Below are 25,059 nucleotides of genomic sequence, written 5' to 3' on the forward strand. Positions count from 1 at the left end.
AAGTCGAAATGGGCAACACTGCCAGCGTTCGTGGCCCGAAATACTCAACGCCGCGGATGCTGAATATCCGCCACGGTGCGCAATGTTCGACCAGTTGACGGCCCGGAATACACATCGGCGTTCCGTACGACGTCGGCAAACATGATACCTGTGTCTTCGATAATCTTCGTCACTGGCACCTGGAAATTCTGACCCGGCTTCGCGCTGTTCGGACCGACGGGTAGGCGTTCGAATGGGATATCAAGCGCATAGTCCTGCTGGCTGACCATGTAGGCGCTGGTATAGAGTTTGTTGCTCTTATCGGTGACGGCAATGACTTTCCAGAAAAACTGCGGAATTAGGATCCCCCGGTGCTCTTCATCGTCCGAGCGAAACAGCGGCCCTGAGAAGACGGACGCCTGAACATCTTCCTCATCCGTGTTGTAAAGCAAGAAATTCTCCAGGCCCTGCCACAGATCGGCGCCTTGATTGAAACCCCAATATTGCGGCGAGCAGTTGGTCCATTGGAACGTGTCGTCATTTGCTTGCTTGGCAACGCGGATGTCCCCCCAAACGGGATCGAGACGACGAACGAGATGACCTCGGTCGAAATAGTTCTTCGAAGGAACAGGTTCGTCACCATAGAGCTCGTCACCGTTTTGCAGCTCTTCGGGCACACGCGGGTCGTAGAACCACACGTCATTTCCCCGCTCCAGATTGGTCCAGCGGGCGCCATCAATGTTCACAGCCGTGTAAAACGCCATCTTGCGTTTGGGATTGGCGTTTAGGACCACGGAAAAATGCTGATAGCGGAGAATGTCGTCACTTGCGCCGGCAACCTTTGCCGGCGAACCATGTCGCAAAGCATTCGGCCCAAGTGTCGGCAGCGGAATTTCAATCGGCAGGAAATTTGGCCGATATCCTTCGCGTCCATCGAAATATGTGGCCGGATGCGTGTGCCGTGTCGGCCGGCGTCGTGCTTCGGTGGCCACAAGCCGCAGCGCCGGCGCGGCAATGAGGGGCGGGCCAATGATGCTCTCTCCCGGCGTCGTTCCGGCAAACGGTTTCACGCCGGTTGCGTCAGCGACGAGATCGTCGATCAGCGCTGAGCGCGCGAAGCCTGGGACCGCGGTGCGTTGCTCGACATCGGCGATGAGCTTGGAGATCCGCACGCCCTCATTGGCGAGCCAATGCACCTTTTCGGGCGGGAGATTGATGGCAACGCGGGCCGGCACAGTCGTCTTGTCGGTCAGCATCCAGTGCTCCTCGCCATCGATGATCTGGCGATCGGGAACGCCGGCATGATGCAAGCACACCACCTGCCAGGCATCGGTAACTACCGCCGCACCGGAAGAACCATTTGCGGTATCCGATGAGTACCAGAGAAAATTGTCGCGCTCCGGATCCGCGTCGTCTCCGTACTTGACGAACTTGTTCTCGCGGAGGGAAATCCGCTTGGTCTTCGCATCAGGATGTTGAATGATCGTTGCGTATTGACCGACCTCCGTCTTGCCGGTCCGAGCATCGAGGCGGAGAAATCCAAAGTCAGAGATCGGCGAGGCACCATCTTCGCTGCTTTCGGCAATCGCAACGATCGTGTAATCGAGCGCTTCCTTCGGGCTAGTCACAAAACCGTCTTGGGGGGACAGCCGGAAGCGCGTGGCGCGCTTAAGGCGCCCTTCAGCATCAAGCTCGTAACCGAACTCGACTGTTGCTTTGAGAGCGTCTTCGGTGGAGCGAATGACATGATTGTTGGTCAACAGCAGCCGCGGGCCGATTAGAAAACCCGTCCCCCAGTCGCTGCCGTCACCCACCGGCGCAGGAACATTGATCCTGCACACGGCTCTAGCTGCCATCAGGCCGCGCTCGAGGTAGTTGATTTCAACGAGGTCATTTTCGCCGATGAGGGATTCGAACACGTCGAAATCGACCCCTGCCCCGGCTCTCGCGCGGTGGACGACCTGTTCGATCAGCCGCATGGGATCGACCTGTGGCGTGGTCGCACGTCCAGCTGCGATTTGGTCGACAAGTTGCTCGTCGGCGAATTTGGATATTTCCATTGCCAGCCCCCCAACTATGACGAGAGATTATAGCTCGAAAAACAACAACAGCGTGACAGGCGACGCGGTCACAACTTTGTTCGGGCAATCTGCGTTGGGCTGGTTTTAAATGCTCTGAAATCGCCACATGTCTACGAAATGAACCATGGTCGAACCTTTGGGCTGGAGCACAGAATGGTCACAGCGAAAAGCGGCTCGGTACTCGGACCTGTGCGCTCCAGAGCAAATTAGAAAGGAGCCCCGCGATGCCCTCCTGTCACTTCTTTCTCGTACCCTAGCCGGACCAAAGCCTGATCAACTTCGCGCAGAGTTGATCGCGACTAAGCAGCAGAGCGCGTCCGTGATCACGAAGCGGGACGAGGCAGGCATCCTTTTCGATGTCACGCAGTCGATGGTGCTGAAGCGCCTTTTTCATCTTGTGACGAGCGATCAGCCTTATGATGCGGCGGCGTAGTAGTGGATCAGAGACTGCCGTCGACCTTCATCCATGATGGAAAAGACGTTGCTGAATTGCCGCTCGGCTACCGATTTGTCCTTGGATAGTCTACCGCGCCCAACGAGCTGGGCCAGGGCAACGTAAGCCAGCAGTCCGACAAAAAGTCCAGCCAACAGCGCGAGAACTGTTTCCTGATTGAAGAAATCTCCAGCGCCGGTCATCTGTGCGCCTTCCGCCATCCCTCGGCCCACGCCTCGTCCTCGGAGCAGAACCAGCGCTCCACATATTCCGGTCTTATCCGGGTCTGCGAGTAATATTTCTGGCCTGGCACATGAAATATCCACTCGCCTGTATCAATGCTGACATTGCCCTTGATGTTGCAGGAGATTCCAATGCTGCCCAGACTATCCCACTTGGCAATCAGGTCGGTTGCGGTCATGCCGCCGGCGGCGCCCACCGCGACGGCCGCAATCACTAGCCCAGGCGCCGTGCGGAGCACCGAACGCTGCTGTGGACTCCTACCCCTTGGGCGATAGCTCATGCCCCTTCCCCGGCGAATTCGCGCGAAGATGGTAATTCAAGGCATGAATTAGCAAAAGCTGCACAAATGGATTAGTCACCGCCAACGTGGGCCCCCGCGGCGGCTACGAACGCTGGCTGTCGCCCGGGCCGGATCCTCACGACCTGATGAAACCGTTGCCGGCCGAGCCGATGACAAAGTGGGCGATTGACAGAAGGGTCGGATCACCGAAGAACGATACGGCTGACATTCTTGATCCGGTGGAACCCACCTATGAAGTCTCCCCATGTTTTGCTTGCGCTCGCCGCGCTGGCAATTGCCCCATTCGGTTTCGCGCACGCTGGCGAGCCCCTAATCGGTCGCGCGTCGGTTATCGACGGTGACACCATCGAGATTGGAGGCAAGCGTATTCGCCTGAACGGCGTCGATGCGCCAGAGAGTTGGCAGAAATGCGGGGATGTCGACGGCGGCACCTACCGCTGCGGCAAAGAGGCAGCATTCGCGCTCGATCGCTTCCTCGCTGCCTCGCGCCCTACCCGCTGCGAGTTCATTGAGCGCGATCGATATCAGCGCTTCGTGAGCGTTTGCTTTCGCGCCGATGGCCGCGAGGTGAATCGATGGCTCGTCGAGAGCGGCAATGCAGTGGATTGGAGAAGGTACAGCAAGGGCGCCTATGCAGATGCTCAGGAGGCGGCGCAGTCAGCTGGTGTGGGTGTTTGGCGTGGCAGCTTCCAGCTGCCTTGCGAAGCGCGCTGAACGTGCCAATCATGAGCCTTCTTGCTGACCGAGGAAGTGATGTCCGCCGACGAAGCCCCCGTAGACGACGGGACCATAGATCAGGAAATCGGCGCCCGAATTCGAGCAACACGGGAGGTTTTGGGCGTGACCCAACAGTTGCTGGCAAGTGATGTCGGCGTCACATTCCAACAGATCCAGAAATACGAGAAGGGTATCAACCGTGTATCCGCGGCGATGCTGGTTAAAATATGCCAGGCGATGAAGATCAGCCCGATGGAAATCATCGGCGCCTACTTCCCGCATGAGAGACCGAGCGACGATCGACTTGACTGGTTGCAGGAAAAGCTGCTGACCGCCGAGAGGAAGTTGGCGGGCGTGAGGCGGGCACTTAGAGATGAGTGATCGTTGAAGGTTCCGACTGGAACAACCATAAGGCCTCTCCTTGCCCAAGGGCTTGCTTCGAGCAGCGAGACTGCGCAATCCAGCTCTTTCAGTCATCCCCCAACGTGATGCACTTTCAAACCGCAGGCGAGTTTCCATCGCCGTTGCACGCGGATGGTCGCCGTCGTCTCAGCGGCCTAAAGGCTAGACGCTGAGCCAACTGTGGAATTCCACTGCTGCTGCCCTTCCCTGAGCTAGAGGACCATGCTTAGTTGCGGTAGGGGCAAAATTCTTCTCAGAGGGGCATCTATGAAAATCCGATATGTTCTGCTGGCGTCCACGCTGGCAGTGGCTTCCTGCGCCAAACGTCCTGACGCTATCGTGCCAGTAGATATTCCGATGGCAGCCTATTCCAATCAGAGCTGCGAGGGATTGGCGCAAGAGCTATTGAAAGAGCAGGCCAATCTTGCCGCAGTTTCAAAGCAACAGAACCAGGCCGCCACCGGGGACGCCGTGGGCGTGTTCCTTGTGGGCGTACCGATGTCGAGCACTTTTGGAGGCGACAAGGAGGGTCAAGTCGCCGTCTCGAAAGGCAAGGTCAACGCGATCGAGTCTTCGATCAAGAGCAAGGGCTGCAAGTAACACATGAAAACGAAACTGGGCTGCCAAACCCAAACCGTTGAAGAAATGAGCTACACACAGCGCAAGCAACTCCCTGGCGAGATCGCCAAGCGCTGCGTCGATCAGGGGTATACGGAGAAGTCGCCTGAGTTCGTCCCGTGCATTAAGGCGGAGACCGAGGGCGAAATCGCCCGGCGCCGTCGCGCAAGCGTCCGCGAGGACATGGCAGCCGCAAATCAGGTGGATGTGACCTGCCGGGAGTTTTTTGGCGCGGTTCGCTGCAACTAAGGCCGCTCAAAGGCGGCATCTCTAATCGTTGAAGTCACAGATGCCGCGCATCAACAGAGTATCGCGGACCGCATTCTTTGCGGTGGCCGCGCACATTCTCGGTTGCGCCGTGCCGGGAGGTCGCGCTGCTGTTACCCCTCCCCGGCGCGATCTACGGCCTCACAGCAACCGTGCTCGAAATCGTGATAGGAGTGCAACCAAAATCAACCGGAGCTCATCCCGCATTGGACGTCGACGAGCGCCGCAAAGACCGGCGTGCCTATCGGATCGGCGTCTCCCGACCCGGCACTCGGGCGCACAGTTCCGGTCGATACATTATGCGTTCTTTTGCGCACCGAACGGGTACCTTCCCCGCTGTGTGTCTTGAGGTTGGCGGAGGTACGGTTGCTATCGGACCTGTTGGAGGCGTTCAAAGATTGAAGACGGGTGCCATTGATTCACAATGCCGCCGCCACCCAAGTGAAGAAAAGCAGATTGCGAAGTTCCGCGCGCGAGACTTCCTCGACCGCGGTCGCGATCGGTGCCCATCGCAGTGTGCGACTTTCCTTTTCCGGGAAATCTACGAGCATCTCCTGGACTTCAAGCAGATGCACATTGATGTGGTACGCAAGCTCACTGCTGTTCTTCGTGTAGACGAACGAACCAATTGCGTCGGTCGATACCCGGCCTTTGACACCAGCTTCTTCCAATGCTTCGCGCGCAGCCGCCATGCCGGACGTTTCACCGGTTTCGATACGCCCTTTTGGGATTCCCCAGCGGCCGTTTCGGCGGCTCGCGACAAGCAACACTTCAGGAGGATCTTTCGCCGACGTTCGAAAGCAGATCGCGCCCGCCTGTTCGACGCGCGCACGCGTCCAAACGACAGCATCTTGTCGGGCGGCATTGCTTGCCGGCGCGAATTGCTCTCCCATCTCTCACGGCCTCGCTGGAAAGGGACCACAAGCTTGCCATCGTTTATGACAGTTTTGTGGCGTCTGGTCTTGCAATGAAAGAGTGAAAACAAAGTGAGTTCCGGAGGCCCGGGCCCAATGTCTCCGACTCGACAGTAAATTGATCCGCCGGAAAGCCCCTCATCTATCGCGGCGGCCGAGCGATCGACGCCGCTTCGTCTCAACGACAAGACCCGCAGGCCGGTCGGCCGAAAGCTTGGCCTTGTTCTCTGCTCGTTTAGGATCTGGCTTTGCTGATGACTCCGGCTCCGGTTTTGGCTCTGGCGATTGCTCGGCTCCTCCCTTCGCAAAACGCGCAAGCAGCCAAGCCTGGGCTGTCGCCGCATCCGCTTCTGTCACTTCACCGGCGGCTTTGCCGTCGAGATCAATGCGTGTCGCACCGGGGAGCAGTTGCGCCAGGTATTTGCCCGTTCTGGTATAGGCGCGCAGGGCTCTGCTCAAGTCCTCGTCCGACAATTCGCTGTCAAGCGCGCGAATGTCTTCACGAATCCCGATCTTAAGCGGCTTCGGCGCCTTCGTATTGAAGGCGTCAGGCCACTTTTCCGATAGATAGGCAAAGAGCACCGAAGGTGATTTCCATTGCTTTTCGGTCGGCATGGTCAAGCCCTGTCACATTTGTTAGTCGCGCAATTGGGCACCTCATTAACATGAACCTGTGTCAATGAGCCTGTCGGGAAATAGAAAACGCAAGAACGGCGCTGGACTGCCGTCAGCCACCCGGCCCGACGCGCCCGCTGGTCCGCGGCGAGCGGCGTTTCGCCGAGGCAGGCGGTGCGTCGCGGCGGATTTTCTCAGCGCACTCCCTCGCCAGATCGGTACTGCGGGACAGAAAGTCGGCGATCACCTCCAACTCGCCAGGATCGTACCGCGACCACAATTCGAACATCCGCTCCTGCATTGGCTCGTAGACAGCCTTGATCGGGGCTATCGCGTCCGGGCGGATGCGAACCTGTAGCGGCGGCGATCGGCCGGATCGGCAATACGCTCGACATAGCCGGCGCGCTCGAGCCGGTCGATCAGGGCCGTCGTCGCACCCGATGTGAGGCCGGTGGCCTCGGCCAGCTCTCCGCCGAGGCCTGCTTGCGCAGATAGATCAGGTCGAGGCATTCGAAGTCGGTCGTGTGCAGGCCGAAGCGCTCTGCGACGGCCTGGCTCGTCATGACGCTCTGCGCGCCCATGCGGCGGACGTTCAGACCGACGCGCGCAACGAGTTCCCGCTTTTCGGGCGTATCACTGTCTTCATGTTCCATCGTCCCCTCCCAGCTACGCGACCGCGATCGCCGCAGCGAAGGCGGTGAGCATCGCGAACGAAGTCAGCAGGTCGAGCGGCAAGCGCAGCAAGCTTCTGCGACTCCAGCGCCGCGCCGCCGTTTCGTCGATCTCTGTTGGATCGGCGCGCTCGAAAGCCAACGCTTTCGGGATGAAGTCGACTGCCGACCACAGGCGCATCACGGCATGGCTGACGAGGCCGACGAGCAGCCAAAAACGGACATCGGGCTGCGGCCAGGCGATGACCAAGCGTACGCCCCGTTGCGTCTGTGAAGCCTTGATTGCGGTGTCATAGTCCTCCCCACCGCGACACCCTGACGATCCGGCCCTTGGTTGACGTCCCAAACCGTCGAAGCAGCGAATCGCGCTGGAGTCTTCGTGCTGTGTCCAATGTGAGGCCCACTCCGACCATCAGGAAGAGCACGCGGGCAAAGCGAAAGTCTTCTGCGAACCAGGCATAAAGTGCACTGAGGAATTCCAACATCTCGCACCAGCTCCAAGTCGGAGCACATCTTAGCATCCATTTGTTCCGCGCAAGTGACGCGCGGTGTTCCGCAGGTGATGTCACGGATTGGAGAACCCCTCAATGCCGTGACGAGGACAGGCGCCTGTCCGCGAGAATGAGGGACGCCCGAAAGGAAGCCCAAGCGGCGGATCTGATTAAGCGCAACGACAAGTAGCCTAGGCTGCGCGCAGTTCCTGACGCTGTGGCAGATAAATGAACGTCAGCTGGCCGTTTGGGCGACGCCCCGAGTTTTCACACGATCGGCGTGGTCGAGAGGTCACGGGCGGTGGACCTCCATCTGCAGGTCCGCGTTGTCGCTATTCCAGAGGGACAGCCGTGGTATTGGCCCCACAGACTACGACTGCGACCCGCTCGCCTGGCATCGGATTGTACTTCCCTGAGAGCAGCGCCGCGAAAGCGGCCGCGCCGCAAGGAGAGATCAGGCACGGCGGAGGGCAGGATGTGGTCACGAACCGCTACCGCGCCATGTTGAAGACCAAAAAGCTGAGCAGCCCCCAACTTGCAAGGAGAAGCTGGGTAAGCAGAAGCCCCTCCTGCTTGATCCAGAACCCGAACCAAAGTCCAGCGATGAACATGAAGCACCAGCATAGCACGAAGGCGCTCAGGCCCATGTTGAGCACGCCGATAGCCTGCGCCGATGCATATTGGAAAGGTTGGACGGCAATCAGGCCTGTTCCTACCGAAAGAGCAAGCGCACTAGCCACCTGACGAGGACGCCGATCAGAGCCACCCTATGAGCAGCGACGCTATTCACTGCACGATTATGGAACGGCGGCTTATCGAGCGGTGCCTCCTTTAGGAGTGTCATGCTCATCGTGACGCCCACGGCTCCCACCGAGGCCTGGAAGCCTTGAACGTTATTTGCAACAGCCACGATCATCCAAAGGGCCAAGCAGGCCGCTGCAGTGAGTTGGAAAAGCCAGAACGTCGCTTCAGGTGACATGGACAATACCTTCTTTGTGCGGCACATATTCTAGCTGTTGCGTTCAAAGAGAGTACCGGCGGATCATGACACACGGTGTTGCCGCATGAGCAACAAGATCGATCAGAGCCGACGTCCGGGGCTAGAAGAACTGGAAGCCTTTCTCCAGGTGGCTGACCTCGGGAGCTTTACGAAGGCGGCCGAGCGCCTGGGTCTCTCCAAGTCAATCGTGAGCCGGCGCGTCAGGGCGCTCGAGCGCCGTCTCGGTGTGCTTCTGGTGAGCCGCACTACGCATGCCGTATCGCTGACAGACCTCGGAATTGATTTTCAGTCACGGGCCAGGAAGGCGATCGAGGATCTGGACGACGCCGTGGACTCAGTCGGCACGAGTGCCGCAGCGGTGCGCGGCCTGGTCCGCGTGAGCGCACCCACGAACCTCGGCGTGCTTCATGTGCTGCCTGCGCTGACAGACCTGATGGCGCAGCACGCGGGGCTGGAGATCGACGTCGACCTGAACGACCGCTACGTCGATGTCGTCGGCGGTGGGTTCGACCTGGCCATCCGGATCGGAGATCTGAAAGACTCCTCCCTGATGTCTCGGCGGCTCGGCACGATCCGTCGCGCTGTGGTGTGCAGTCCGGATTACATCGGCCGCATGGGGCAACCGTCAACCCCAGATGATCTGGCTCACCACGACTGCCTGACGTACACGAACATGAGTGCTGCTGACCAATGGCGCTTCCTGGTCGACGGCAACTGGAAGGCTGTCCGCACGCGCGGACGTCTGCGCACCAACGATGGGAACGCTCTCCTGGCGGCTGCTTTGGCCGGACGAGGGCTCGTCGGGTTACCAACGTTCATCACGGATCGTGACGTGGACCGGGGTCGGTTGGTGCGCGTGCTAGAGAACTTCGCTCTGCCTTCGGTAGGAGTGTTCGCGCTCTTTCCTTCGAGTGCACGGCTGCCAGGGCGTGCGCGCGCTGTGATGGAACACATCAGGCTTCATCTGCAGCAATCAGGCTTCTGATCATTTCTGGTGAGCCGGCCCGCCCCACGGCGAACATCGTTGTTGCAGTTTGCGTAACAACGATGTTCTTTCGCCGAGGCTACAGAAGATATCAGCAACACAATAGCTAGACCGCAGACGCAACAGCAATTGGAAGGTCTAGCGATGTCAGCAAAAATCCTCGTACTCTACTACTCCTCATACGGCCACATCGAGACAATGGCGGCCGGAGTGGCGGACGGCGCTCGACAGGCCGGCGCCAATGTCACGATCAAGCGCGTCCCTGAACTCGTGCCGCTCTCTGTCGCCCAGGAAGCCGGCTACAAGCTGGAGCAGCCGGCGCCTATCGCCGCCGTCGAGGAACTGCCGGATTACGATGCCATTATCTTCGGTAGCCCCACGCGCTACGGGATGATGGCCGCGCAGATGAAGAACTTCATCGATCAGACCGGCGGGATCTGGTTCGAGAATCGGCTGGTCGGAAAGGTCGGCGCCGTGTTCACCTCGACCGGGTCGCAGCATGGCGGACAGGAATCGACGATCCTGAACTTCCACACCGTCCTGCTGCATCTTGGCATGATCGTCGTGGGTTTGCCGTACAGCTTCCAGGGTCTGAACCAGATGGACGAACCCGGCGGCGGGTCGCCTTATGGTGCGTCCACGCTCTCCGGTGGCGACGACAGCAGGTTCCCGTCCCCGGTCGAGGTCGAAGGGGCCCGGTTCCAGGGCAGACACGTGGCGGAGATCGCCGGACGATTGGTCAGCGCCGGCTGAACCCGGCCTGGAGAATATTCGATGGTTCCTTCGCGCGATGATCTCGACAGCCTTCGCCTCTACGTCTCCTATGCGTGCCCCTTCGCGCACCGCGTGCTGGTCGGCATGGCGTTGCGAGGCGTGATGGGCCGTTTGAGGCTCAGCGTCGTGCAACCCGTGATGGGCCCGGACGGGTGGGTCCTCCACCCGTCCGACACCGAACCGGGCGTCTCGACTCTGCTGGATGTGTACAGGCGGGCGCGTCCGGGCTTCAGCCGGCGCGCCAGCGTGCCGATGCTCTACAGCGTGACGGAGAAACGGATCCTCAGCGACGACTCGCTGGAGATTCTGAGTTGGATCGACCGGTTGCCTGGAAACAGCCGGGAGGGAAGCCTCTTCCCGGCGCAACTGGAGCCTGAGCTCGACCGGCTAGGCAAATTCGTGGCCGACGCGATCAACAGCGGCGTTTACGAGGCGGGCTTCGCCGCTAACCAAGAGGCTTACGATCAAGCTGTCACGAAGTTGTTTTCCGCATTGGACCAGTTGGAGGAACTTCTCCAGTCACGGCTGTGGCTGTGCGGAGACGTTATGACGGTTGTGGACATCCAGATGTTCACGTCTCTCATACGGTTCGACCTGGTCTACCACACGCTGTTCAAGTGCAATTGGAAGCGTGCATCCGACTATCGGCAGCTGTGGAACCTCGCCCGTCGGATCTACGGGCTTCCCGGAGTCGCTGACACCCTGCGCGTCGATCAAATCACGACGCACTACTACAAAAGCCTTCCCGACCTTAATCCGCGGGGCATCGTCCCGCGTGGTCCAGATATTCTGGCGAAACTCCGGGGAGGCTGACGCCCGTTGGACGGGCTCAATACTGGGAGTCGATGATGCGGCAACTTACGCCTGCGGCGAAAAAGGCGACTGTGATCGATGCTTTCTGCCGCGCTGCCGAGGCCGAGCCGGCGAAGCTACTGGCCGTCTTTGTCGTCGATACCGACGACAAAGAACCACCACCTCGAAAAGACCGGAGCGTCCTTCGTGAGCATTCGCATCGACTACGCCAACGTAGCCCCGGGCGGCGCCAAGGCGCTGCCAATCCGCCCGTAAGATCAGGGCCTGACGGGAAGTCCTTGCAACACCCCGCATGCGCCCTCAAGGCCGCGCTAGCGGGACGCGGCGCGGCGCAGATCGTCGACGGCGATCTGGATACGGGCTCGGCATTTGGTGATGCATGCGCTGCTGCTCGCTCTCCATGCGAGTTAAGGCATGTCGAAACAACGATCGTGGCTGCGCGTTGACAGCAATGGCGCACAGCACCGATCGCGATAACCGACGATCTAGTTGCGCGACAGGCAGACCCCGCACCGAAATCGGCGTGCCACGATCCGAAATGTTGGCGCGCGCTTTTGCCTCGCAGCGAAACAAGGAGGATCTGAAACATGGAGATAGTAGTTCCCGGCCTTTATGCATCGGCACCCGAGCCGCTGTCCTTTGCACCCGAAACCACAATTCGCGCTTTCTTGCTTCAGCGGGCAACAGGAAACCTGCTCATCTATAACGTGGGTACGTTGGCCGCCGATCATGAATCCGTTCGACGGTTGGGCGGCATATCACGGTGCTACCTGAACCATTGGCATGAAGCGGGCATGGGCTGCAATGCGATTGCCGAGACGTTCGGCGCGCCGCTCGTGTCCCATGAGCTGGAACGACATCACGTCTCCAAGAAGTGCCGCGTCGATGAGACATTTTCCGATCGCCACATTGTGGATCGTGACTTTGAAGTGATCCCTACCCCCGGCCATACCGAAGGCGCCACAGCCTACCTCTGGGACAACGGCAAACACCGATTCCTCTTTACTGGCGATACCGTCTATTTGGACGACGGCAATTGGCGCGCGGCGGTGCTCGAGTCCAGCGATCGAGACGCCTACATTGCTACGCTCGAGTCCATCAAACAGCTCGAATTCGACGTGCTTGTTCCCTGGGCCGCCTCAATCGACCAGCCTTACATTACTCACACCAACAGCCAAGATACGCGAACTCGGATCGACGCGATCCTCGAGCGTGTTCGCAGCGGCAGCGATCATTGATCGCCTAGACTTTCGCCGGCGAAGGGGCGGGTCTGACCGCCCCCCAGCCGGCCTTGTGACCGCGATCCGAATCTCCGTCGCCGAACCCTTTACAAGGATCGGTGCTTGCTCCGAAGAACAGAACGAGAATATCGGCGGAAGGGTGGTCGGCGCCTTCAAGGTTCGGAACACGATCTGTTCCCCCACACACGCTAGGGCCGGACGAATGGAGGCCACATCTTGCCTGAAAGGGTGTCCATCTTTTTTGAAAAATAATCGGAATTTTTCGTTGCATTGGGCTGGGAACATGACGTCAGCCATCTGTCAAAAGTGGGAGCCGAGAGTAACGGACGGATAAGCCGTGTGGCATACAAATATTTCAGATTTCAAAGAACGAGGCATTGGGGACAAATGGTTCAGCGTCACATGGTCGTCATTCCGAAGGAGGACGGCGGCATTGAAGTTTACCCACTGAAGAACTGGCTGCGGCAAAACCGGGAATATTTGCCTGCGGGCCTGGATGCGACGAGCAATACCTCGCATCAATTGCGTGCAGCCCTACGGCAATCCGGTTGGACCATGCAGGAAACACCCGACGAGGTGAGATTGATTCTTCCCGGGCACTCCGCACATCTTGTCGCTTGGCATTTAATTTTGAGATTGCTGTACCAATGATTTCAGTTGGTTGGCGTGACACTTAATTTGAGAACGGGCAGTTAATTTGAGAATATAGCTTGGATTTTGTCACTTAATGTGAGAATCAGGCGGTTGACGTAATCGGCGGTGTTTCTGCAATGAGTGACCCATTACCTGACGAGGTCGACGAAGCGCTTTGGGATGAAGCGTGCCGACGCGCAGAAGCGGTTCGAGAATTCCTGAAGCATCGGCCTGGCAAAATGACAGCCGCAGATGTGGCACTGCTTGCGACCGAGATCGAAACCAGTCGGGCAACTGCGTACCGCCTTATCAAGCTGTTTCGGGCCGGTGGGACGGTCATGTCGCTGGTGGACCGCAAGCGCGGTCGACCAGAGGGCCACCGGGTGCTGGATGACAAACGGGAAGAGATCATCCGCACGACGATCAACCGATACTACCTGACGCGAAACCGGCCGACAGTTTCGCAGCTGGTCCGGGATGTGCAAACAAACTGCATTTCGGCCGGCCTCAAGCCGCCACATCGCCGAACGATCAAGGCTCGTCTCGAGGAAATCGATCTGCAGAGGCGCGCCAAACGACGCGGCGAAACCGAGATCGTGAAGCAGACACAGGCCGTTCCTGGGGTGTTTGCCGCCTCCCGGCCTTTGCAGGTCGTTCAGGTGGACCATACGAAGGCGGACATCTTTGTCGTCGACGAGGAGACCCGGCAGCCGATCGGCCGGCCCTGGCTGACACTGGCGATGGATGTCTGCAGCCGCATGGTGACGGGATTTTACCTGACGATGAACGCGCCCTCCCGGCTGTCGACCAGTCTGTGCCTGCTGCACTCCGTCTTCGACAAATCGGTCTGGTTGCGGGAGCGCGAGATCACCGAACCGTGGCCTGTCGCCGGTCTGCCGGAGACACTGCACGTCGATAACGGCGCCGACTTCAGGAGCCGTGCTTTCAAGAGAGGGTGCCAGGATGCCGGCATTGCGATCGAATGGCGACCGCCGGCTGAGCCGCGCTTCGGTGGCCATATCGAGCGTCTGATCGGCACCCAGATGGGAAAACTCCACCTGCTGCCCGGCACGACTTTCAGCAATGCGCAGGAGCTTGGCGAATACGATTCCAAGCGGCATTCGGCGCTCTCTTTGCGCGAACTCGAGCGCCACATCGCCCTCGACATTGTCGGTTCCTACCATCAGTCGATCCACAGCAGCCTGGGCCGGTCGCCAATTGCCGTCTGGCGGGAGCACGAGGGCGAGATTCCGCTGCGACTGCCGCAGGATCGAATGCGTTTCTGGCTGGCGTTCCTGCCCGAACAGGAGCGCACATTGCGGCCAACCGGAATTCATCTCTTTGGTCTGCGCTATTGGTCGCCTGCGCTTAGCGCCGACGTGGGTCGGTCCAACCGTCGCCTGCTCGTCAAATACGACCCTCGTGACATGGCCCGTATCTTTGTACGGCGACCCTCGGGCAACTTCGTGGAAGCTCGCTACGCTGATTTGACTCTGCCTTCGGTGACACTTCATGAGGCCGTGGCGGCGCGACGCGCACTGCTCGCGAAAGGCCGACAGGAAATCAATACCCGCGCCATCGTGGGCACGGCAATCGCGCAGCGCGAACTGGTGGATGCAGCAACCAGGAAGACGGCAGCCGTGCGACGCGGCGGCGTAGGAAAGCCAAAAACGAACGTGGATGGCCGCGGATGGGGCTCGCTTCGCGGCATCGACTCCAGCAAACCTGTGCCCTTTGTCGAGGACACGGAGTGAGCTGGCATGAACAACGAAATCTCCCACCTGACCGCGGTCGCCGCCAAGATCGGCATGAAATGCCTCCTCGATCATCCGCGAGGAACGCGGATGCCTTCCGTCGCTATCTATGGCGACAGCGGCATGGGCAAGACGATGATCATGAAGCGCTTCCGCGACCAGCATCCGCCAACGTTCAATTCGCTGACGGGAACACTGAAGACACCGGTTTTGGCGATGGAGATGACCAGCCGGCCCGGCGAACGGCGGTTCTACGCTGAACTGCTGACCCTGCTCGGCGCACCCCAGCGGCCGCGGGCCGATATCGCCCAGATGGAGCAGGCTGCATTGCGGATCATGGAAGCGATCGGCGTGCAGGTGCTGGTCATCGACGAGGTGCACAACATTCTTGCCGGAACCTATCGTGAGCAGCGCATCGTCCTCAACACTCTGCGCTTTCTCAGCAATCGTCTCCGGATCTCACTCGTTTGCTTCGGCGTCAACGAGGCGCGGGAAGCCATCAGCGGCGACGTGCAACTGGCCCGCCGGTTCGAGCAATTCACGTTGAGCCGTTGGGCTGCAAACGAACAGTTCGAGACTCTGGTCGTGTCAATCTTGCGCAACACTCCATTGCGGCAGTCCTCGGTGTTAACTGCAAAATCGCTGCGGCGGATGCTGCAGATCACCGAGGGCATTACCGCCAACATTTTCCACACCATCAACACTCTCGCCATTGAGGCCATCGAAAGCGGACGCGAGCAGATTACCAACGAAGCGATCGAGAAGTGGGAGCCGGAGTTTGATGCCGAGGCAGCCTACGCATGACGTGGGAACATCCTCGCGGCAATTGCCGGTGATCTTGGCGCCCCACGCCGACGAGCTCTTGTCGTCGTGGATCACCCGGCATGCTTCCTTCTATGCAATCCCGCCACTTGGTATGCTGCGGCATTGTCTTCCCGAGGTGTCGTCTTTGCGCTCGGCCGATCGCAATCTGGCCGCTACTCAGGTCACCCGCCTCGCCGGCATCTTCTCCACCGAACCGGCCACCCTGCGCCGCATGACCTTTTCGAATGTGGCGCCAGCATCGCGACGCCTGATTGCAGCCAGACCGCTACAGTCCTGCTCAGCCTGCCATCCGAGTGACCATGAACCGGGACCCACTCTTCGAAGCCAGCTTCTCGGCTGGCGCATCACCTGTCCGCTGTGTGGTGGCCTGCTCCGGCACCCAGGCAGGCATGACCGCCCGTCTCCTTTCGGCCGCTACCATGGGACTGCGCTCATAGGAGAACGGCTCCTCGACGATGAGGCCGAGCGCGGCTTCCGAACCTGGACTTCGCCGACCGAAATCGCGCGCCTTCTGCTGATGCGACGCGTGCCGAGACCCATCCCCCCAGGATACGAACCGTGGCGATTCAGGGTGCTCGGCGCAATCATTCCGGATCTCGATGATGTCGTCGCCACGGAACGAAGGAGCCTGCCTACTCCAGCAAATCCCATCCTGCCGCTGCATCTGCGACCTGCTCTGCTGGCCGGAGTAGCCATCGTCGAGCGGGCTGGACCAGAGATGCTCAAAATGCTGCGTGCGAAAATGATGGGTCAGAACCAAGCACGATTCAGCAGCGCTATCGACGAGATCATGAACCATACATGCCGTTCGGTGGCGTCTTCGCAGTTGCAGTTAATTTGAGAATCCCGCCCCTCGGATTCTCATCTTTAAATGCCAAACCCGGCTGAAGCAGCCGGATTCTCACGTTTAATTGCTAAGTGACAGGAAGAATCTGTAAACATTGGCCGGAGACATGTGCAGTTGCCGCGCGATGGCGGACACCGTTGCCTTGACCCCGTGCTTCCGGCACACCGTTATGCTTCCTCCAGTATCCGCAATCTGTTCTCCTGATCGGTTGGCAGGCCGCGCGGCATCAGACCTTGCGTCCGACTGCTGTTGGACCGCTGCTTTCCATGCATCATGGTTCATCCTTGCCCATGCCCTGAAGCACAGGAACTGCGCCAAGCTGTTCAACCTCGAGGAATCCGGAACCAGGTGACGTAGAGCGCTGGCAGGAAGAGCAGCGTCAGCGCCGTCCCGACCACGATGCCGCCCATCATGGCGTAGGCCATCGGTCCCCAGAATATCTCTCGGGAAATCGGAATGAGGGCCAGGGTGGCTGCCGCCGCCGTCAGCATGATCGGCCGCATGCGGTGTTCCGTCGCCTCGACCACGGCCGTCCAGGCTGGCACCCCGGCGGCCCGCAATTCTTCGATCTGCACGATCAGAATGACGGAGTTGCGGATCAGAATCCCGATGAGCGCGAGCACCCCCAGGATCGCAACGAAGCCGAGCGGCGCGTTGCTCATCAGCAGCGCCGCGACGACGCCGATCAGCGCCAAGGGCGCGACGGAAAAGACCAGGAACAGCCGATGGAAGCTCTGAAGCTGGATCATCAGCAGCGTCGCCATGACGAAGAGCATGATCGGCGCCACGGCGGCAATGGGACCTTGAGCTTTGCTGCTTTCCTCGACCGCCCCACCGACCTCGACCGAATAGCCGACCGGAAGCGTCGTCTTGAATGCCTCGACCTTTTCTGCGAGCGCCGTCACGATCGTTGCCGGCTGGTTCTGATCCGTTATCCCGGCCTTGATGGTGATGGTCGGGCTCCTGTCGCGCCGCCAGATCGTCGGCTGTTCGAGCTCGTAGCGGAACCTTGCGACCGAGGACAGTGGGACCGCCTGGCCACTGCTGCTTTGCAGTTGCAGGTCGAGCAGCGTGTCGATCGAGCCGCGTTCTTCCGCTCCGGCACGGCCCACCACATTGACGAGATAGATATCGTCCCTGACCTGGGTCGCGGTGTTCCCCGCGACGACATCGTTCAGCGCCGTGGCGATATCCTGGGAGGACACACCGAGCTGGCGCGCCTTGTCCTGGAGCACGTCGATTTTAACGACGCGCGCCGGTTCGTTCCAGTCGAAGGCGAGATTCTTCAGCGACGGATGTGTGCCGACGATGGCGCCGAGCTTTTGCGCCAGGTCACGGACGACCTGCAGGTCTGGGCCGGAAACGCGGTATTGAACCGGCTTGCCGACCGGCGGCCCGATGTCCAGGAGCTTCACATAGGCGTCGGTGCCCGGAAACGTCTTCTGAAGGTAGGCCTGAAGCTCCTGCTTAAGCTTGTCGCGAATATCAAGTCCCTTGGTGACAATAACCGTTTGGCCGAAGGAAACGTCGGTCGGCTGTACGTCGTATGACAGGATGAAGCGCGGCGCGCCCATTCCGACATAGGTGGACCAATTTTCGACGTCCGGATTGCCCGCAAGCATCTCCCGCTCGAACTGGGCCATCTGCCGGTTCGTTTCATTGATCGAGCTGTTTTGCGGCAGGTTCCAGTCGACGATCAGTTCCAAGCGGTCGGAGTTCGGAAAGAACTGCTGCTGCACCAGCGACATGCCGGCGACGGAGGCGGCGAAAGCGACAACGGTCGCGACAATGGTCAACCAGCGCCACCGCAGGCAGAATTGCAGCATGCGGGAAAAGGCCTTGGCGAACCAGCCCTTGTGGTCGGCATGTTTCTTCATTGACTTCGGCAGAATGGTAACGCCGAGAAGGGGAGTGAAGAGGACGGCGACCACCCAGGAGACGATCAGCGAGACTGCGATCACGACGAAGAGTGTAAAGGTGAACTCGCCGGCGGCGCTCTTGTTGAACGCGACCGGGACGAAGCCCGCGACGGTGACGAGCGTACCCGTCAGCATCGGGAAAGCGGTCGAGGTATAAACGTAGGTGGCCGCCTTCCTGAGGCTGTCGCCCGCCTCGAGCCGGGCCACCATCATCTCGATGGCGATCATGGCGTCGTCGACGAGGAGGCCGAGCGCGATGATCAGTGCGCCGAGCGAAATTCGCTGCAGCGAAATGCCGGAATAGAGCATCACCACAAAGGTGATGGCGAGAACGAGCGGGATCGAGATCGCCACGACCAGACCGGCCCTCAAGCCGAGGCTGATGAAGCTGATCGCCAGCACGATCGCGATCGCTTCGAACAAGGCCCGCGTGAAACCCGAGACGGCTTCGTCGACGACCGCCGGCTGGTCGGAAACCCGTTCGACCGACACACCGACCGGAAGATCCTGGACGATTTTCCCCATCGTCGTTTCGAGCGCTTCGCCGAATTCGAGCAGGTTGCCGCCCGCTTTCATCCCGACTGCGATGCCGATCGCCGGCTTGCCATTGAAGCGAAACAGCGAGGTCGGCGGATCGACATAGCCGCGGGTGATGGTTGCGACATCCGTCAGCGGAAAGAACCGATCGTTCACGCGCAGATTGATCGCGCGGAGGCTCTCCTCGGAAATGAACCGGCCGCCGACGCGCAGCGCAATACGTTCCGGACCCGCCTCGATGAAGCCCGACTGGGTGACGGCGTTCTGCGCCTGCAACGCGGAGATGATCGCGTTGCGGTCGAGGCCAAGGGCAGCAGTCTTGCGGGTCGAGAATTCGAGGTAGATCGCCTCGTCCTGCGCGCCGACGATATCAACCTTGCCGACGTCGGGAACGGTGAGAATTTTCGTCCGGGCGTCTTCAGCCAGATCCCGCAGTTGCCGCTCGCTGAGGCCGTCACTCGTGAAGGCGAAGATATTGCCGAAAACGTCGCCGAATTGGTCGTTGAAGAACGGGCCGATGACGCCCGACGGGAAGTCGTGCTGGATGTCGGCGATCAGGTTGCGCACGCGCGACCAGGTGGGCTGAACGTCCTTGGCCTTGGTTTCCTGCCGCAGATCGACGAAGACGATGGCCTGGCCGGCCGTCGTGAGACTGCGCGTGCGGTCCAGGTTATCGAGTTCCTGCACCTTCTTTTCGATGCGATCGGTCACCTGCTCGGTGACTTCCTCGGCCGACGCGCCGGGCCACTGCGCCTGGATCACCATCGTCTTGATGGTGAAGGACGGATCTTCCTCGCGGCCAAGCCCGACATAGGCGTAGAGCCCCGCAAGCGCGAAGATGATCATGAAATACCAGACAAGCGAACGGTGCTCGAGCGCCCAGTCCGAAAGGTTGAATTTGTTCACGGGCGCGGCTCCTGTTCGATTCTCAGCTTCTGTCCCTCGGCAAGTTCATTGACGCCGGCGACGGCAACCTCTTCCCCTTCCTTCAGCCCCGCCAGGACCCGGACATGGGAGGCGCCGTCGGCCTTGCCGTCGAGCAGGACCGATCTGAGGGAGACCGCGCGTGTCGATGGATCGATGACCCAGACGTTGTCGGCGCCATCCTTCTCAAGGACAGCGGTTTTCGGCAGGCGGATCGCGCTTGAGGGTTCGGTCTGAATGGTCGCGGTGACGACCGAACCCAGGCGAAAGACCTCGGGCGCATCGTCGATGGCGATCTTCAGCCTGTGTGTCCGGGTATTTGAGTCCGCTTCGGGGCCGATCTCGCGCAGAACACCGGCGGTCCGGACCATGTCGTCGAGCTGGAGTGCGACATCGAACCGGGCTCCGAGGCGCAACAGTCGAAGCTGTGTCTCCGGAACGTCGACCACGACGTCCCGCTGATCGAGGCGCGCCAGCGTCACGACCGCCTGGCCTACGGTAACGGTCTGTCCGACTTCGACCGAGGTCGCGGTGACGACGCCGTCAAACTCAGCCTGCAGATGCGCATAGCCAAGCTGCTGGCGCAGCTTGGCTAGGCTGGCGCGCGCTTTTGCGACCCCCGCCTCGGCGGATTTCAAGCCCTGTTCGGCAAGGTCGAGGTCGGCGATGCTCGCCGCACTCGTGGAGGAGAGGCTGCGCTTGCGCTTCTCTGTGATGGCAGCGTTCTCCAACTGCGCCTCGGCGTCGCGCAAGTCCGCTTCCGCGCCACGGACGGCAAGCTCAAGAGCGAACGGATCGATTTCGGCCACGACATCGCCCTTTCGGACCACGTCGCCGACATCGACTTTGCGCGACACCAGTCGCCCCAATGTGCGGAATGCGAGATCGGTTTCGAGCTTCGCCTGCACCACACCGGGAAAGCTCATCCGTGCAGACTGCTCTGCCTTGGCAGCCATGGTCTCGGCCGGCCGCAGCTTCGGCTCCTCGACCGCCGAGCTTTCGTCGCAGCCCGTCAGCAGCGTGAGCGCCACAATGAGTTGAAGCGAGACATGCAGGATCGAACGAGCCATCTCACTTGACCTCCCAGGCCACCGCTTGGCCTTCCTTGAGAAACTTTCCGCCCTCGGTGACGATCAGATCCTGCGGCGCGATCCCGCCGGTGACGATGAAATCGCTTGTGCGATAACGGGCGACTGAGACTTCGCGGAGCGAGACCGAACGTGCTGCCGTGTCCACGACCCACACGGCCGGTGCGCCCATGGCGGAAGCGATCGCGCTCGAGGGGATTATGAGCCCCCCTCGGGGGGACGAGCGGAATTCACCGACGACTGGCGTGCCGAGTGGCCATGACGCGCCCTTCGGGAGCGCCACCTTGACGCGGATCGTCCCCGCCTTCGTGTTTATCGCCGGAGAGACTTCCCGGATGCTCGCCTTCGCTTTCCGCTCCGGATCGGTGACCAGAGCGACATCCACCGTGGAAAGCGGTCGACCTTCCAGGAAGAAAGCCTCGTACACGTCGAACACGGCGTCGCGCGGACCGTTGCGAGCGAGTGTAAAGGCGGACTGGGCCACCGAAACGACCTGGCCGACCTCTACTGTGCGCGCCGTGATGATCCCGTCCGCATCGGCCTTGAGTTCGGTATAGGACAAGGAATCCTGCGCTGTCGCAAGCGTTGCCTCCGCGGACTCGAGCGCCGATTGGGCCGCTACGAGTTCCTGTCGCGCCTGGTCGTAAGCCGCCTGCGCGATGGCTCGCGATTGCAGCAGCGTTTTGTAGCGTTCGAAGGTGAGCGTCTTCTGCCTGACCATTGCCTGCGCGGACTGGAGGGCCGCCTCGGCGACATCCACATCGGCGCGCTGTTCGGTATCGTCGAGGCTTGCGAGAACATCGCCGGCGCGGACATGCGTCCCTATGTCCGCGCGGCGCTCGACGACCCGTCCGCTCACGCGGAAGGAAAGGTCCGTCTGGACACGGGCCTTCACCTCGCCGGTGATGGCGGCTTCCGGCTGGTAGTCAGCCGGCGTCACGCGCACGGCGCGGACCTGTTGCGGCGACACCGCGGTTTCCGCCTTGTCTTGGCAACCGCCGAGAGACGCACAGGCAAGGCAAAATAGGATCAATCGAAACGGCTGCATTTGCTCCGCCACCATTTGCAATGAGGAAAGTGCCGGGGTATTATCACTGACTAACGCGTCAGTCAATTGGCTGTGCAGGAACTTGGCGCACCTTCGCGCCTCTGGTAAAGGCAGCACGATGATGGGAAAAACCGCGAAAAAACCGACGAGAGCAGAACAGAAGGCAAGGCGCCCTCGCGAGATTCTCGAATCGGCGTTCGAAGAATTCACCGCGAACGGATATGCGGCGACGCGCGTCGAGGACGTGGCCGCGCGCCTCGGCATTACCAAGGGCACGGTGTATCTCTATTTCCCGACCAAGGACGCGCTCTTCGAGGCGATGATCCGCCACATGTCGACGCCGTTTACGGAAATCCTGGCTTCCGTCGAAACTCTGCAAGGCTCCTATTCCGAGCGCCTGAGGGTCTTGCTGCTGCTGGCCCACGAGAAGATCGCCGACGACAGAAAGACCAGAGAGCTGCTGCGACTGACCCTGGCCGAGGGAGCGCGTTTTCCTCACATCGTCGACCGACACTACGACGAATTCATCGCACCCTTACTCGGCGCCGTTGGTGCCCTCGTCGATCAGGGCGTGTCGTCCGGCGAATTCCGCGACGGCGCGGCGGCAAGCGTACCCGAAGTGGTCACCAGTTCAGTCCTGCACATCGCCGTGATGCGCCTTATGTTTGCCGATCGAAAGCCGATCGATGGGACCGGCTTCATCGAGGCCCATGTCGACCTTGCACTCAATGGGCTTTTGAAACATTCCTGACCGCGATCATCAGGCGCCACGAGCGGGATCCACATGCGTTTGAACGGCCAGTATCTCGCGTCCCCCAGACGCAAAGTCAGCGAGATCGAAGGCACCATTCGTTCGTTTTCCTTCGCGCGGATGCTCTGGTGCCGGCCTCTCTACACTCTTCTACTCTGTCGCATTCGTTGCGGAGTAAACACTTCCGATTCCTACGCCTGTAAGTGGTTGGTTTTACTGGGCGCCGCCTTGTACGTCAGATCCAATGCGCCTAACCAACTGTAATGACGCCATTTTCTCTGGCAGGTCGGTTGCGAGGGCGGGATTTGATCCTGCGACAGCCAGGTTTGATCCGCTGACGTGTTCTTTGCAAAGGCCCTGATACAGGCACCGTGGCCATAGCTCACAACTTCAATCGTTGTTCGCGCTGCCGAGCATTACCGAAGCGGAGCTCTGTGTCCGAAATTCGGGGTGAGTGACCGCAAATGTGGCTAGCGATGTCGCCGGGGCGGCCAAAACCGGAGCCCTCGGCAGCATTGGTTTCGAGGAGGTCTTATTCCAACCGAAGCGCGTCGAAACCGGTTGTCTCTCGGCCTTCACATATTCGCTGAACCCACCGCGATGGCTCGTGATGGAAGGGGGGTCCTCAGCACATCAACATCATTGTCCATTGCGATGACTTACTATGCCGGCACGACCGAATTCTGCTTCGCAGGTTCTTCCGCCTCGGCTGATGCCCCTACTGCCGTATGGTCGGAATCATCAATGTAGTCGATCTCGAGCTGTTGAGGAGGGCCGAGGCATAGGGCATGCGGATTCGTCCGACCCGCTTCAAAGACCAGTCCACCGACTGCTCATTACGATTGTGCACGAACGTTCCAGATTTGATTACGTTGAACCCGTCAGGTGCCGCGAATACAAGCCGCAGGCCTTCCTGATGGATCGTGGACAGGTCGGTTTTCGCCTCCCGATCCAGAGCCGCCAATTGTTGCCAAAGGCGCGTGCGCTGTTCCTAGATCGAAGATTGACCGTCCATCAGCGCGTGGGGCTTCTCCTGCGCTCCTTCCACCTTGACCTGGCCGTCGGATCTCAGTGTGGCGAGATCCAGAATGTTAAGCCTGACAGGCGCAGTCTCATTCAGGTCGCAGTACCATTTCTTTTCTTTGAGGCTGAACGGCAATCGGTAATGACTATCCTTGTGCCTAACGTTTGTCGTCAAGGGGCGCATCGGCATAAAGATTGCGGTTTGCAAGCTTCTGGATCCATCATAGCGCAAGGCAAGGTCGCACGGTGCGGCTAGAGCACGTCCACTTTAAACCGGGTCATATCCTGCTGCTGCGAAGTAGTTCGCACACTCTTGCGACTCGAAGAGTTTGACGATGTCGCCAACGGTGTTCCACAGGGCGTCGACGGAGCGTTCGGCCCTTGCCCGCAGAAGCGCCTTGAGCTTTGAGAAGGCGTTTTCGATCGGGTTGAAGTCGGGGCTGTAGGGCGGGAGATAGAGCAGCGTGCAGCCGGCGGTTTCTATGGCCTGTCGGATGCCATCTGCCTTGTGGGCCGGCAGGTTGTCCATGACGACGATGTCGCCGGGCGTGAGGGTCGGCACGAGAACCTGCTCGACATAGGCCCGGAAAGCCACTCCATTCATCGCCCCGCCAAGGACCATCGGCGCGGTCATGCCGGAGAGCCTGAGCGCCCCGGTGAACGTCGTAGTTTTCCAATGACCGTGCGGAACGCCCGATCGGCAACGCTCTCCGCGCGGCGCGCGACCGCGAAGCCGGGACATCTTCGTGGAAAGACCCGTCTCGTCTATGAAGACGAGGCGGGCTGGATCGAGATCAAGCTGTGCATCGAACCAGTCCTGACGCCGCTTCAGGAGGTCTGACCGCTCCTGCTACAATGCATGTGCGGTCTTTTTTTGAATGTGAAGCCGCGCTTGCGCAGCCAGACGTCGAGGGTGCTGAGGCCGATAGAGACGGATCGCTCCTCTTCCAGACGCAAAACCTGGAGGTTCGTCGGCTCCCGCCCGAGCTGGCTGGCGGCATACTTGAGGAGCAGACGGAATGTGTCATGGTAGCTTGCGATCGTGTCCGGGTTGGCGTGAAGCTGGTCGCAAGGTGTTCCGCGAGGAAGCGCTGCACGTAGATGAGGAGCGGTTAGGTCTTCATTGTGCACCACCCCGCTCCAAAATGAACTGTCCTGCCCGGTC

26 protein-coding genes and 4 pseudogenes are annotated in these 25,059 nt (G+C 60.1%); 15 read left to right on the top strand and 15 right to left on the bottom strand.

The features are described 5' to 3' along the window. Positions 1–44 precede the first annotated feature (44 nt). The 3 genes from PZN02_RS30470 to PZN02_RS30480 form a co-directional block, all read right to left on the bottom strand. Positions 45–1,958, bottom strand: coding sequence for a DNA/RNA non-specific endonuclease (locus tag PZN02_RS30470; protein WP_280663733.1), 1,914 nt, complete (start codon positions 1,956–1,958; stop codon positions 45–47). 516 nt (positions 1,959–2,474) lie between these two features. Next, entirely contained in the window at positions 2,475–2,696 is a 222-nt protein-coding gene (locus tag PZN02_RS30475) for a hypothetical protein (protein ID WP_280663734.1), read from the bottom strand. Next, a complete protein-coding gene (locus PZN02_RS30480) occupies positions 2,693–3,016 on the bottom strand; it encodes a sunset domain-containing protein (RefSeq protein ID WP_280663735.1) in 324 nt (107 codons plus the stop codon). The genes PZN02_RS30475 and PZN02_RS30480 overlap by 4 nt, the downstream gene beginning before the upstream one ends. Before the next feature lie 95 nt (positions 3,017–3,111). On the opposite strand from PZN02_RS30480, the pseudogene PZN02_RS30485 reads away from it, so the two are divergent. The 5 genes and pseudogenes from PZN02_RS30485 to PZN02_RS30505 form a co-directional block, all read left to right on the top strand. Further along, positions 3,112–3,273: pseudogene (locus PZN02_RS30485) on the top strand (SOS response-associated peptidase); the annotation flags it as partial. Beyond that, positions 3,269–3,779 (top strand): annotated as a pseudogene (locus PZN02_RS30490) (thermonuclease family protein). The pseudogenes PZN02_RS30485 and PZN02_RS30490, both read left to right, overlap by 5 nt. Further along, entirely contained in the window at positions 3,773–4,135 is a 363-nt protein-coding gene (locus PZN02_RS30495) for a helix-turn-helix domain-containing protein (protein WP_280663737.1), read from the top strand. The pseudogene PZN02_RS30490 and the gene PZN02_RS30495 overlap by 7 nt, the downstream one beginning before the upstream one ends. A gap of 288 nt (positions 4,136–4,423) precedes the next feature. Next, positions 4,424–4,756, top strand: coding sequence for a hypothetical protein (locus PZN02_RS30500; protein WP_280663738.1), 333 nt, complete (start codon positions 4,424–4,426; stop codon positions 4,754–4,756). 3 nt (positions 4,757–4,759) lie between these two features. Beyond that, positions 4,760–5,023, top strand: a complete 264-nt coding sequence (locus tag PZN02_RS30505; protein WP_280663739.1) for a hypothetical protein — start codon at positions 4,760–4,762, stop codon at positions 5,021–5,023. Between the two features lie 437 nt (positions 5,024–5,460). Here PZN02_RS30505 and PZN02_RS30510 read toward each other — a convergent pair whose 3' ends face one another. From PZN02_RS30510 to PZN02_RS30545, 8 genes and pseudogenes are all read right to left on the bottom strand, one after another. After that, positions 5,461–5,934 (bottom strand): NUDIX hydrolase, encoded by a 474-nt coding sequence (locus PZN02_RS30510; protein ID WP_280663740.1) that lies wholly within the window; start codon positions 5,932–5,934, stop codon positions 5,461–5,463. Between the two features lie 159 nt (positions 5,935–6,093). After that, positions 6,094–6,570 (bottom strand): ProQ/FINO family protein, encoded by a 477-nt coding sequence (locus PZN02_RS30515; RefSeq protein WP_280663741.1) that lies wholly within the window; start codon positions 6,568–6,570, stop codon positions 6,094–6,096. A 327-nt stretch (positions 6,571–6,897) separates the two neighbouring features. Continuing rightward, complete coding sequence (locus PZN02_RS30520) at positions 6,898–7,035, bottom strand: MarR family transcriptional regulator (RefSeq protein ID WP_280663776.1); 138 nt, start codon at positions 7,033–7,035, stop codon at positions 6,898–6,900. After that, on the bottom strand, positions 6,990–7,223 hold the full coding sequence (locus PZN02_RS30525) for a hypothetical protein (protein WP_280663799.1): 234 nt from the start codon (positions 7,221–7,223) through the stop codon (positions 6,990–6,992). Before PZN02_RS30525 ends, PZN02_RS30520 begins: the two co-directional genes overlap by 46 nt. A 13-nt stretch (positions 7,224–7,236) precedes the next feature. Beyond that, the gene (locus tag PZN02_RS30530; RefSeq protein ID WP_342394749.1) at positions 7,237–7,491 is read right to left on the bottom strand and encodes a hypothetical protein; all 255 of its coding nucleotides are present in this window, start codon (positions 7,489–7,491) and stop codon (positions 7,237–7,239) included. A gap of 573 nt (positions 7,492–8,064) precedes the next feature. Next, a pseudogene (locus PZN02_RS30535) lies at positions 8,065–8,181 on the bottom strand (threonine/serine dehydratase); the annotation flags it as partial. A gap of 42 nt (positions 8,182–8,223) precedes the next feature. Further along, positions 8,224–8,472, bottom strand: coding sequence for a DUF2165 family protein (locus tag PZN02_RS30540; RefSeq protein WP_280663742.1), 249 nt, complete (start codon positions 8,470–8,472; stop codon positions 8,224–8,226). Then, positions 8,445–8,738: a DUF2165 family protein gene (locus tag PZN02_RS30545; protein WP_342394750.1), complete on the bottom strand. Its 294-nt coding sequence runs from the start codon at positions 8,736–8,738 to the stop codon at positions 8,445–8,447. The genes PZN02_RS30540 and PZN02_RS30545 overlap by 28 nt, the downstream gene beginning before the upstream one ends. A gap of 58 nt (positions 8,739–8,796) precedes the next feature. Between PZN02_RS30545 and PZN02_RS30550 the strand changes: the two genes are divergently transcribed. The 9 genes from PZN02_RS30550 to PZN02_RS30590 all read left to right on the top strand — a co-directional run bounded on the left by PZN02_RS30550 (position 8,797) and on the right by PZN02_RS30590 (position 16,598). Then, on the top strand, positions 8,797–9,717 hold the full coding sequence (locus PZN02_RS30550; protein ID WP_280661995.1) for a LysR family transcriptional regulator: 921 nt from the start codon (positions 8,797–8,799) through the stop codon (positions 9,715–9,717). Positions 9,718–9,861: 144 nt separating this feature from the next. After that, positions 9,862–10,470: an NAD(P)H:quinone oxidoreductase gene (wrbA, locus tag PZN02_RS30555; protein WP_280661994.1), complete on the top strand. Its 609-nt coding sequence runs from the start codon at positions 9,862–9,864 to the stop codon at positions 10,468–10,470. Between the two features lie 21 nt (positions 10,471–10,491). Further along, the gene (locus tag PZN02_RS30560) at positions 10,492–11,304 is read left to right on the top strand and encodes a glutathione S-transferase C-terminal domain-containing protein (RefSeq protein WP_280663743.1); all 813 of its coding nucleotides are present in this window, start codon (positions 10,492–10,494) and stop codon (positions 11,302–11,304) included. A gap of 78 nt (positions 11,305–11,382) precedes the next feature. After that, positions 11,383–11,559 carry a hypothetical protein gene (locus PZN02_RS30565; RefSeq protein ID WP_280663744.1) on the top strand — a complete coding sequence of 59 codons (177 nt, stop codon included), beginning with the start codon at positions 11,383–11,385 and terminating at the stop codon, positions 11,557–11,559. A 332-nt stretch (positions 11,560–11,891) separates the two neighbouring features. After that, entirely contained in the window at positions 11,892–12,542 is a 651-nt protein-coding gene (locus PZN02_RS30570; protein WP_280663745.1) for an MBL fold metallo-hydrolase, read from the top strand. Positions 12,543–12,932: 390 nt separating this feature from the next. Beyond that, positions 12,933–13,196 (top strand): hypothetical protein, encoded by a 264-nt coding sequence (locus PZN02_RS30575; RefSeq protein ID WP_280663746.1) that lies wholly within the window; start codon positions 12,933–12,935, stop codon positions 13,194–13,196. A gap of 221 nt (positions 13,197–13,417) precedes the next feature. Then, the gene (locus PZN02_RS30580) at positions 13,418–14,932 is read left to right on the top strand and encodes a Mu transposase C-terminal domain-containing protein (protein ID WP_280663747.1); all 1,515 of its coding nucleotides are present in this window, start codon (positions 13,418–13,420) and stop codon (positions 14,930–14,932) included. A 6-nt stretch (positions 14,933–14,938) separates the two neighbouring features. Continuing rightward, positions 14,939–15,736, top strand: a complete 798-nt coding sequence (locus PZN02_RS30585; protein ID WP_280663748.1) for a TniB family NTP-binding protein — start codon at positions 14,939–14,941, stop codon at positions 15,734–15,736. Between the two features lie 58 nt (positions 15,737–15,794). Beyond that, positions 15,795–16,598: a hypothetical protein gene (locus PZN02_RS30590; RefSeq protein WP_280663749.1), complete on the top strand. Its 804-nt coding sequence runs from the start codon at positions 15,795–15,797 to the stop codon at positions 16,596–16,598. A 329-nt stretch (positions 16,599–16,927) separates the two neighbouring features. On the opposite strand, the gene PZN02_RS30595 is transcribed toward PZN02_RS30590, so the two are convergent. The 3 genes from PZN02_RS30595 to PZN02_RS30605 are packed head-to-tail and all read right to left on the bottom strand — an operon-like array spanning position 16,928 to position 22,120. Beyond that, the gene (locus PZN02_RS30595) at positions 16,928–19,966 is read right to left on the bottom strand and encodes an efflux RND transporter permease subunit (protein WP_280663750.1); all 3,039 of its coding nucleotides are present in this window, start codon (positions 19,964–19,966) and stop codon (positions 16,928–16,930) included. Beyond that, complete coding sequence (locus tag PZN02_RS30600; RefSeq protein ID WP_280663751.1) at positions 19,963–21,054, bottom strand: efflux RND transporter periplasmic adaptor subunit; 1,092 nt, start codon at positions 21,052–21,054, stop codon at positions 19,963–19,965. The genes PZN02_RS30595 and PZN02_RS30600 overlap by 4 nt, the downstream gene beginning before the upstream one ends. A 1-nt stretch (position 21,055) precedes the next feature. Beyond that, on the bottom strand, positions 21,056–22,120 hold the full coding sequence (locus tag PZN02_RS30605) for an efflux RND transporter periplasmic adaptor subunit (RefSeq protein ID WP_280663752.1): 1,065 nt from the start codon (positions 22,118–22,120) through the stop codon (positions 21,056–21,058). 121 nt (positions 22,121–22,241) lie between these two features. Between PZN02_RS30605 and PZN02_RS30610 the strand changes: the two genes are divergently transcribed. Beyond that, on the top strand, positions 22,242–22,871 hold the full coding sequence (locus tag PZN02_RS30610) for a TetR/AcrR family transcriptional regulator (RefSeq protein WP_280663778.1): 630 nt from the start codon (positions 22,242–22,244) through the stop codon (positions 22,869–22,871). A gap of 1,291 nt (positions 22,872–24,162) precedes the next feature. Here PZN02_RS30610 and PZN02_RS30615 read toward each other — a convergent pair. Then, a pseudogene (locus PZN02_RS30615) lies at positions 24,163–24,854 on the bottom strand (IS630 family transposase); the annotation flags it as partial. Positions 24,855–25,059 lie beyond the last annotated feature (205 nt).

The organism is Sinorhizobium garamanticum (assembly GCF_029892065.1).
Lineage (GTDB): Bacteria > Pseudomonadota > Alphaproteobacteria > Rhizobiales > Rhizobiaceae > Sinorhizobium > Sinorhizobium garamanticum.

Coding starts and splice junctions, on each gene's coding strand:
- PZN02_RS30515 (WP_280663741.1), bottom strand. CDS start 6,570: ATGCCGACCGAAAAGCAATGGAAATCACCTTCGGTGCTCTTTGCCTAT.
- PZN02_RS30500 (WP_280663738.1), top strand. CDS start 4,424: ATGAAAATCCGATATGTTCTGCTGGCGTCCACGCTGGCAGTGGCTTCC.
- PZN02_RS30605 (WP_280663752.1), bottom strand. CDS start 22,120: ATGCAGCCGTTTCGATTGATCCTATTTTGCCTTGCCTGTGCGTCTCTC.
- PZN02_RS30580 (WP_280663747.1), top strand. CDS start 13,418: ATGACAGCCGCAGATGTGGCACTGCTTGCGACCGAGATCGAAACCAGT.
- PZN02_RS30560 (WP_280663743.1), top strand. CDS start 10,492: ATGGTTCCTTCGCGCGATGATCTCGACAGCCTTCGCCTCTACGTCTCC.
- PZN02_RS30610 (WP_280663778.1), top strand. CDS start 22,242: ATGGGAAAAACCGCGAAAAAACCGACGAGAGCAGAACAGAAGGCAAGG.
- PZN02_RS30585 (WP_280663748.1), top strand. CDS start 14,939: ATGAACAACGAAATCTCCCACCTGACCGCGGTCGCCGCCAAGATCGGC.
- PZN02_RS30545 (WP_342394750.1), bottom strand. CDS start 8,738: ATGTGCCGCACAAAGAAGGTATTGTCCATGTCACCTGAAGCGACGTTC.
- PZN02_RS30575 (WP_280663746.1), top strand. CDS start 12,933: ATGGTTCAGCGTCACATGGTCGTCATTCCGAAGGAGGACGGCGGCATT.
- wrbA (WP_280661994.1), top strand. CDS start 9,862: ATGTCAGCAAAAATCCTCGTACTCTACTACTCCTCATACGGCCACATC.
- PZN02_RS30600 (WP_280663751.1), bottom strand. CDS start 21,054: ATGGCTCGTTCGATCCTGCATGTCTCGCTTCAACTCATTGTGGCGCTC.
- PZN02_RS30565 (WP_280663744.1), top strand. CDS start 11,383: ATGCTTTCTGCCGCGCTGCCGAGGCCGAGCCGGCGAAGCTACTGGCCG.
- PZN02_RS30550 (WP_280661995.1), top strand. CDS start 8,797: ATGAGCAACAAGATCGATCAGAGCCGACGTCCGGGGCTAGAAGAACTG.
- PZN02_RS30505 (WP_280663739.1), top strand. CDS start 4,760: ATGAAAACGAAACTGGGCTGCCAAACCCAAACCGTTGAAGAAATGAGC.
- PZN02_RS30510 (WP_280663740.1), bottom strand. CDS start 5,934: ATGGGAGAGCAATTCGCGCCGGCAAGCAATGCCGCCCGACAAGATGCT.
- PZN02_RS30570 (WP_280663745.1), top strand. CDS start 11,892: ATGGAGATAGTAGTTCCCGGCCTTTATGCATCGGCACCCGAGCCGCTG.
- PZN02_RS30470 (WP_280663733.1), bottom strand. CDS start 1,958: ATGCGGCTGATCGAACAGGTCGTCCACCGCGCGAGAGCCGGGGCAGGG.
- PZN02_RS30475 (WP_280663734.1), bottom strand. CDS start 2,696: ATGACCGGCGCTGGAGATTTCTTCAATCAGGAAACAGTTCTCGCGCTG.
- PZN02_RS30480 (WP_280663735.1), bottom strand. CDS start 3,016: ATGAGCTATCGCCCAAGGGGTAGGAGTCCACAGCAGCGTTCGGTGCTC.
- PZN02_RS30525 (WP_280663799.1), bottom strand. CDS start 7,223: ATGGAACATGAAGACAGTGATACGCCCGAAAAGCGGGAACTCGTTGCG.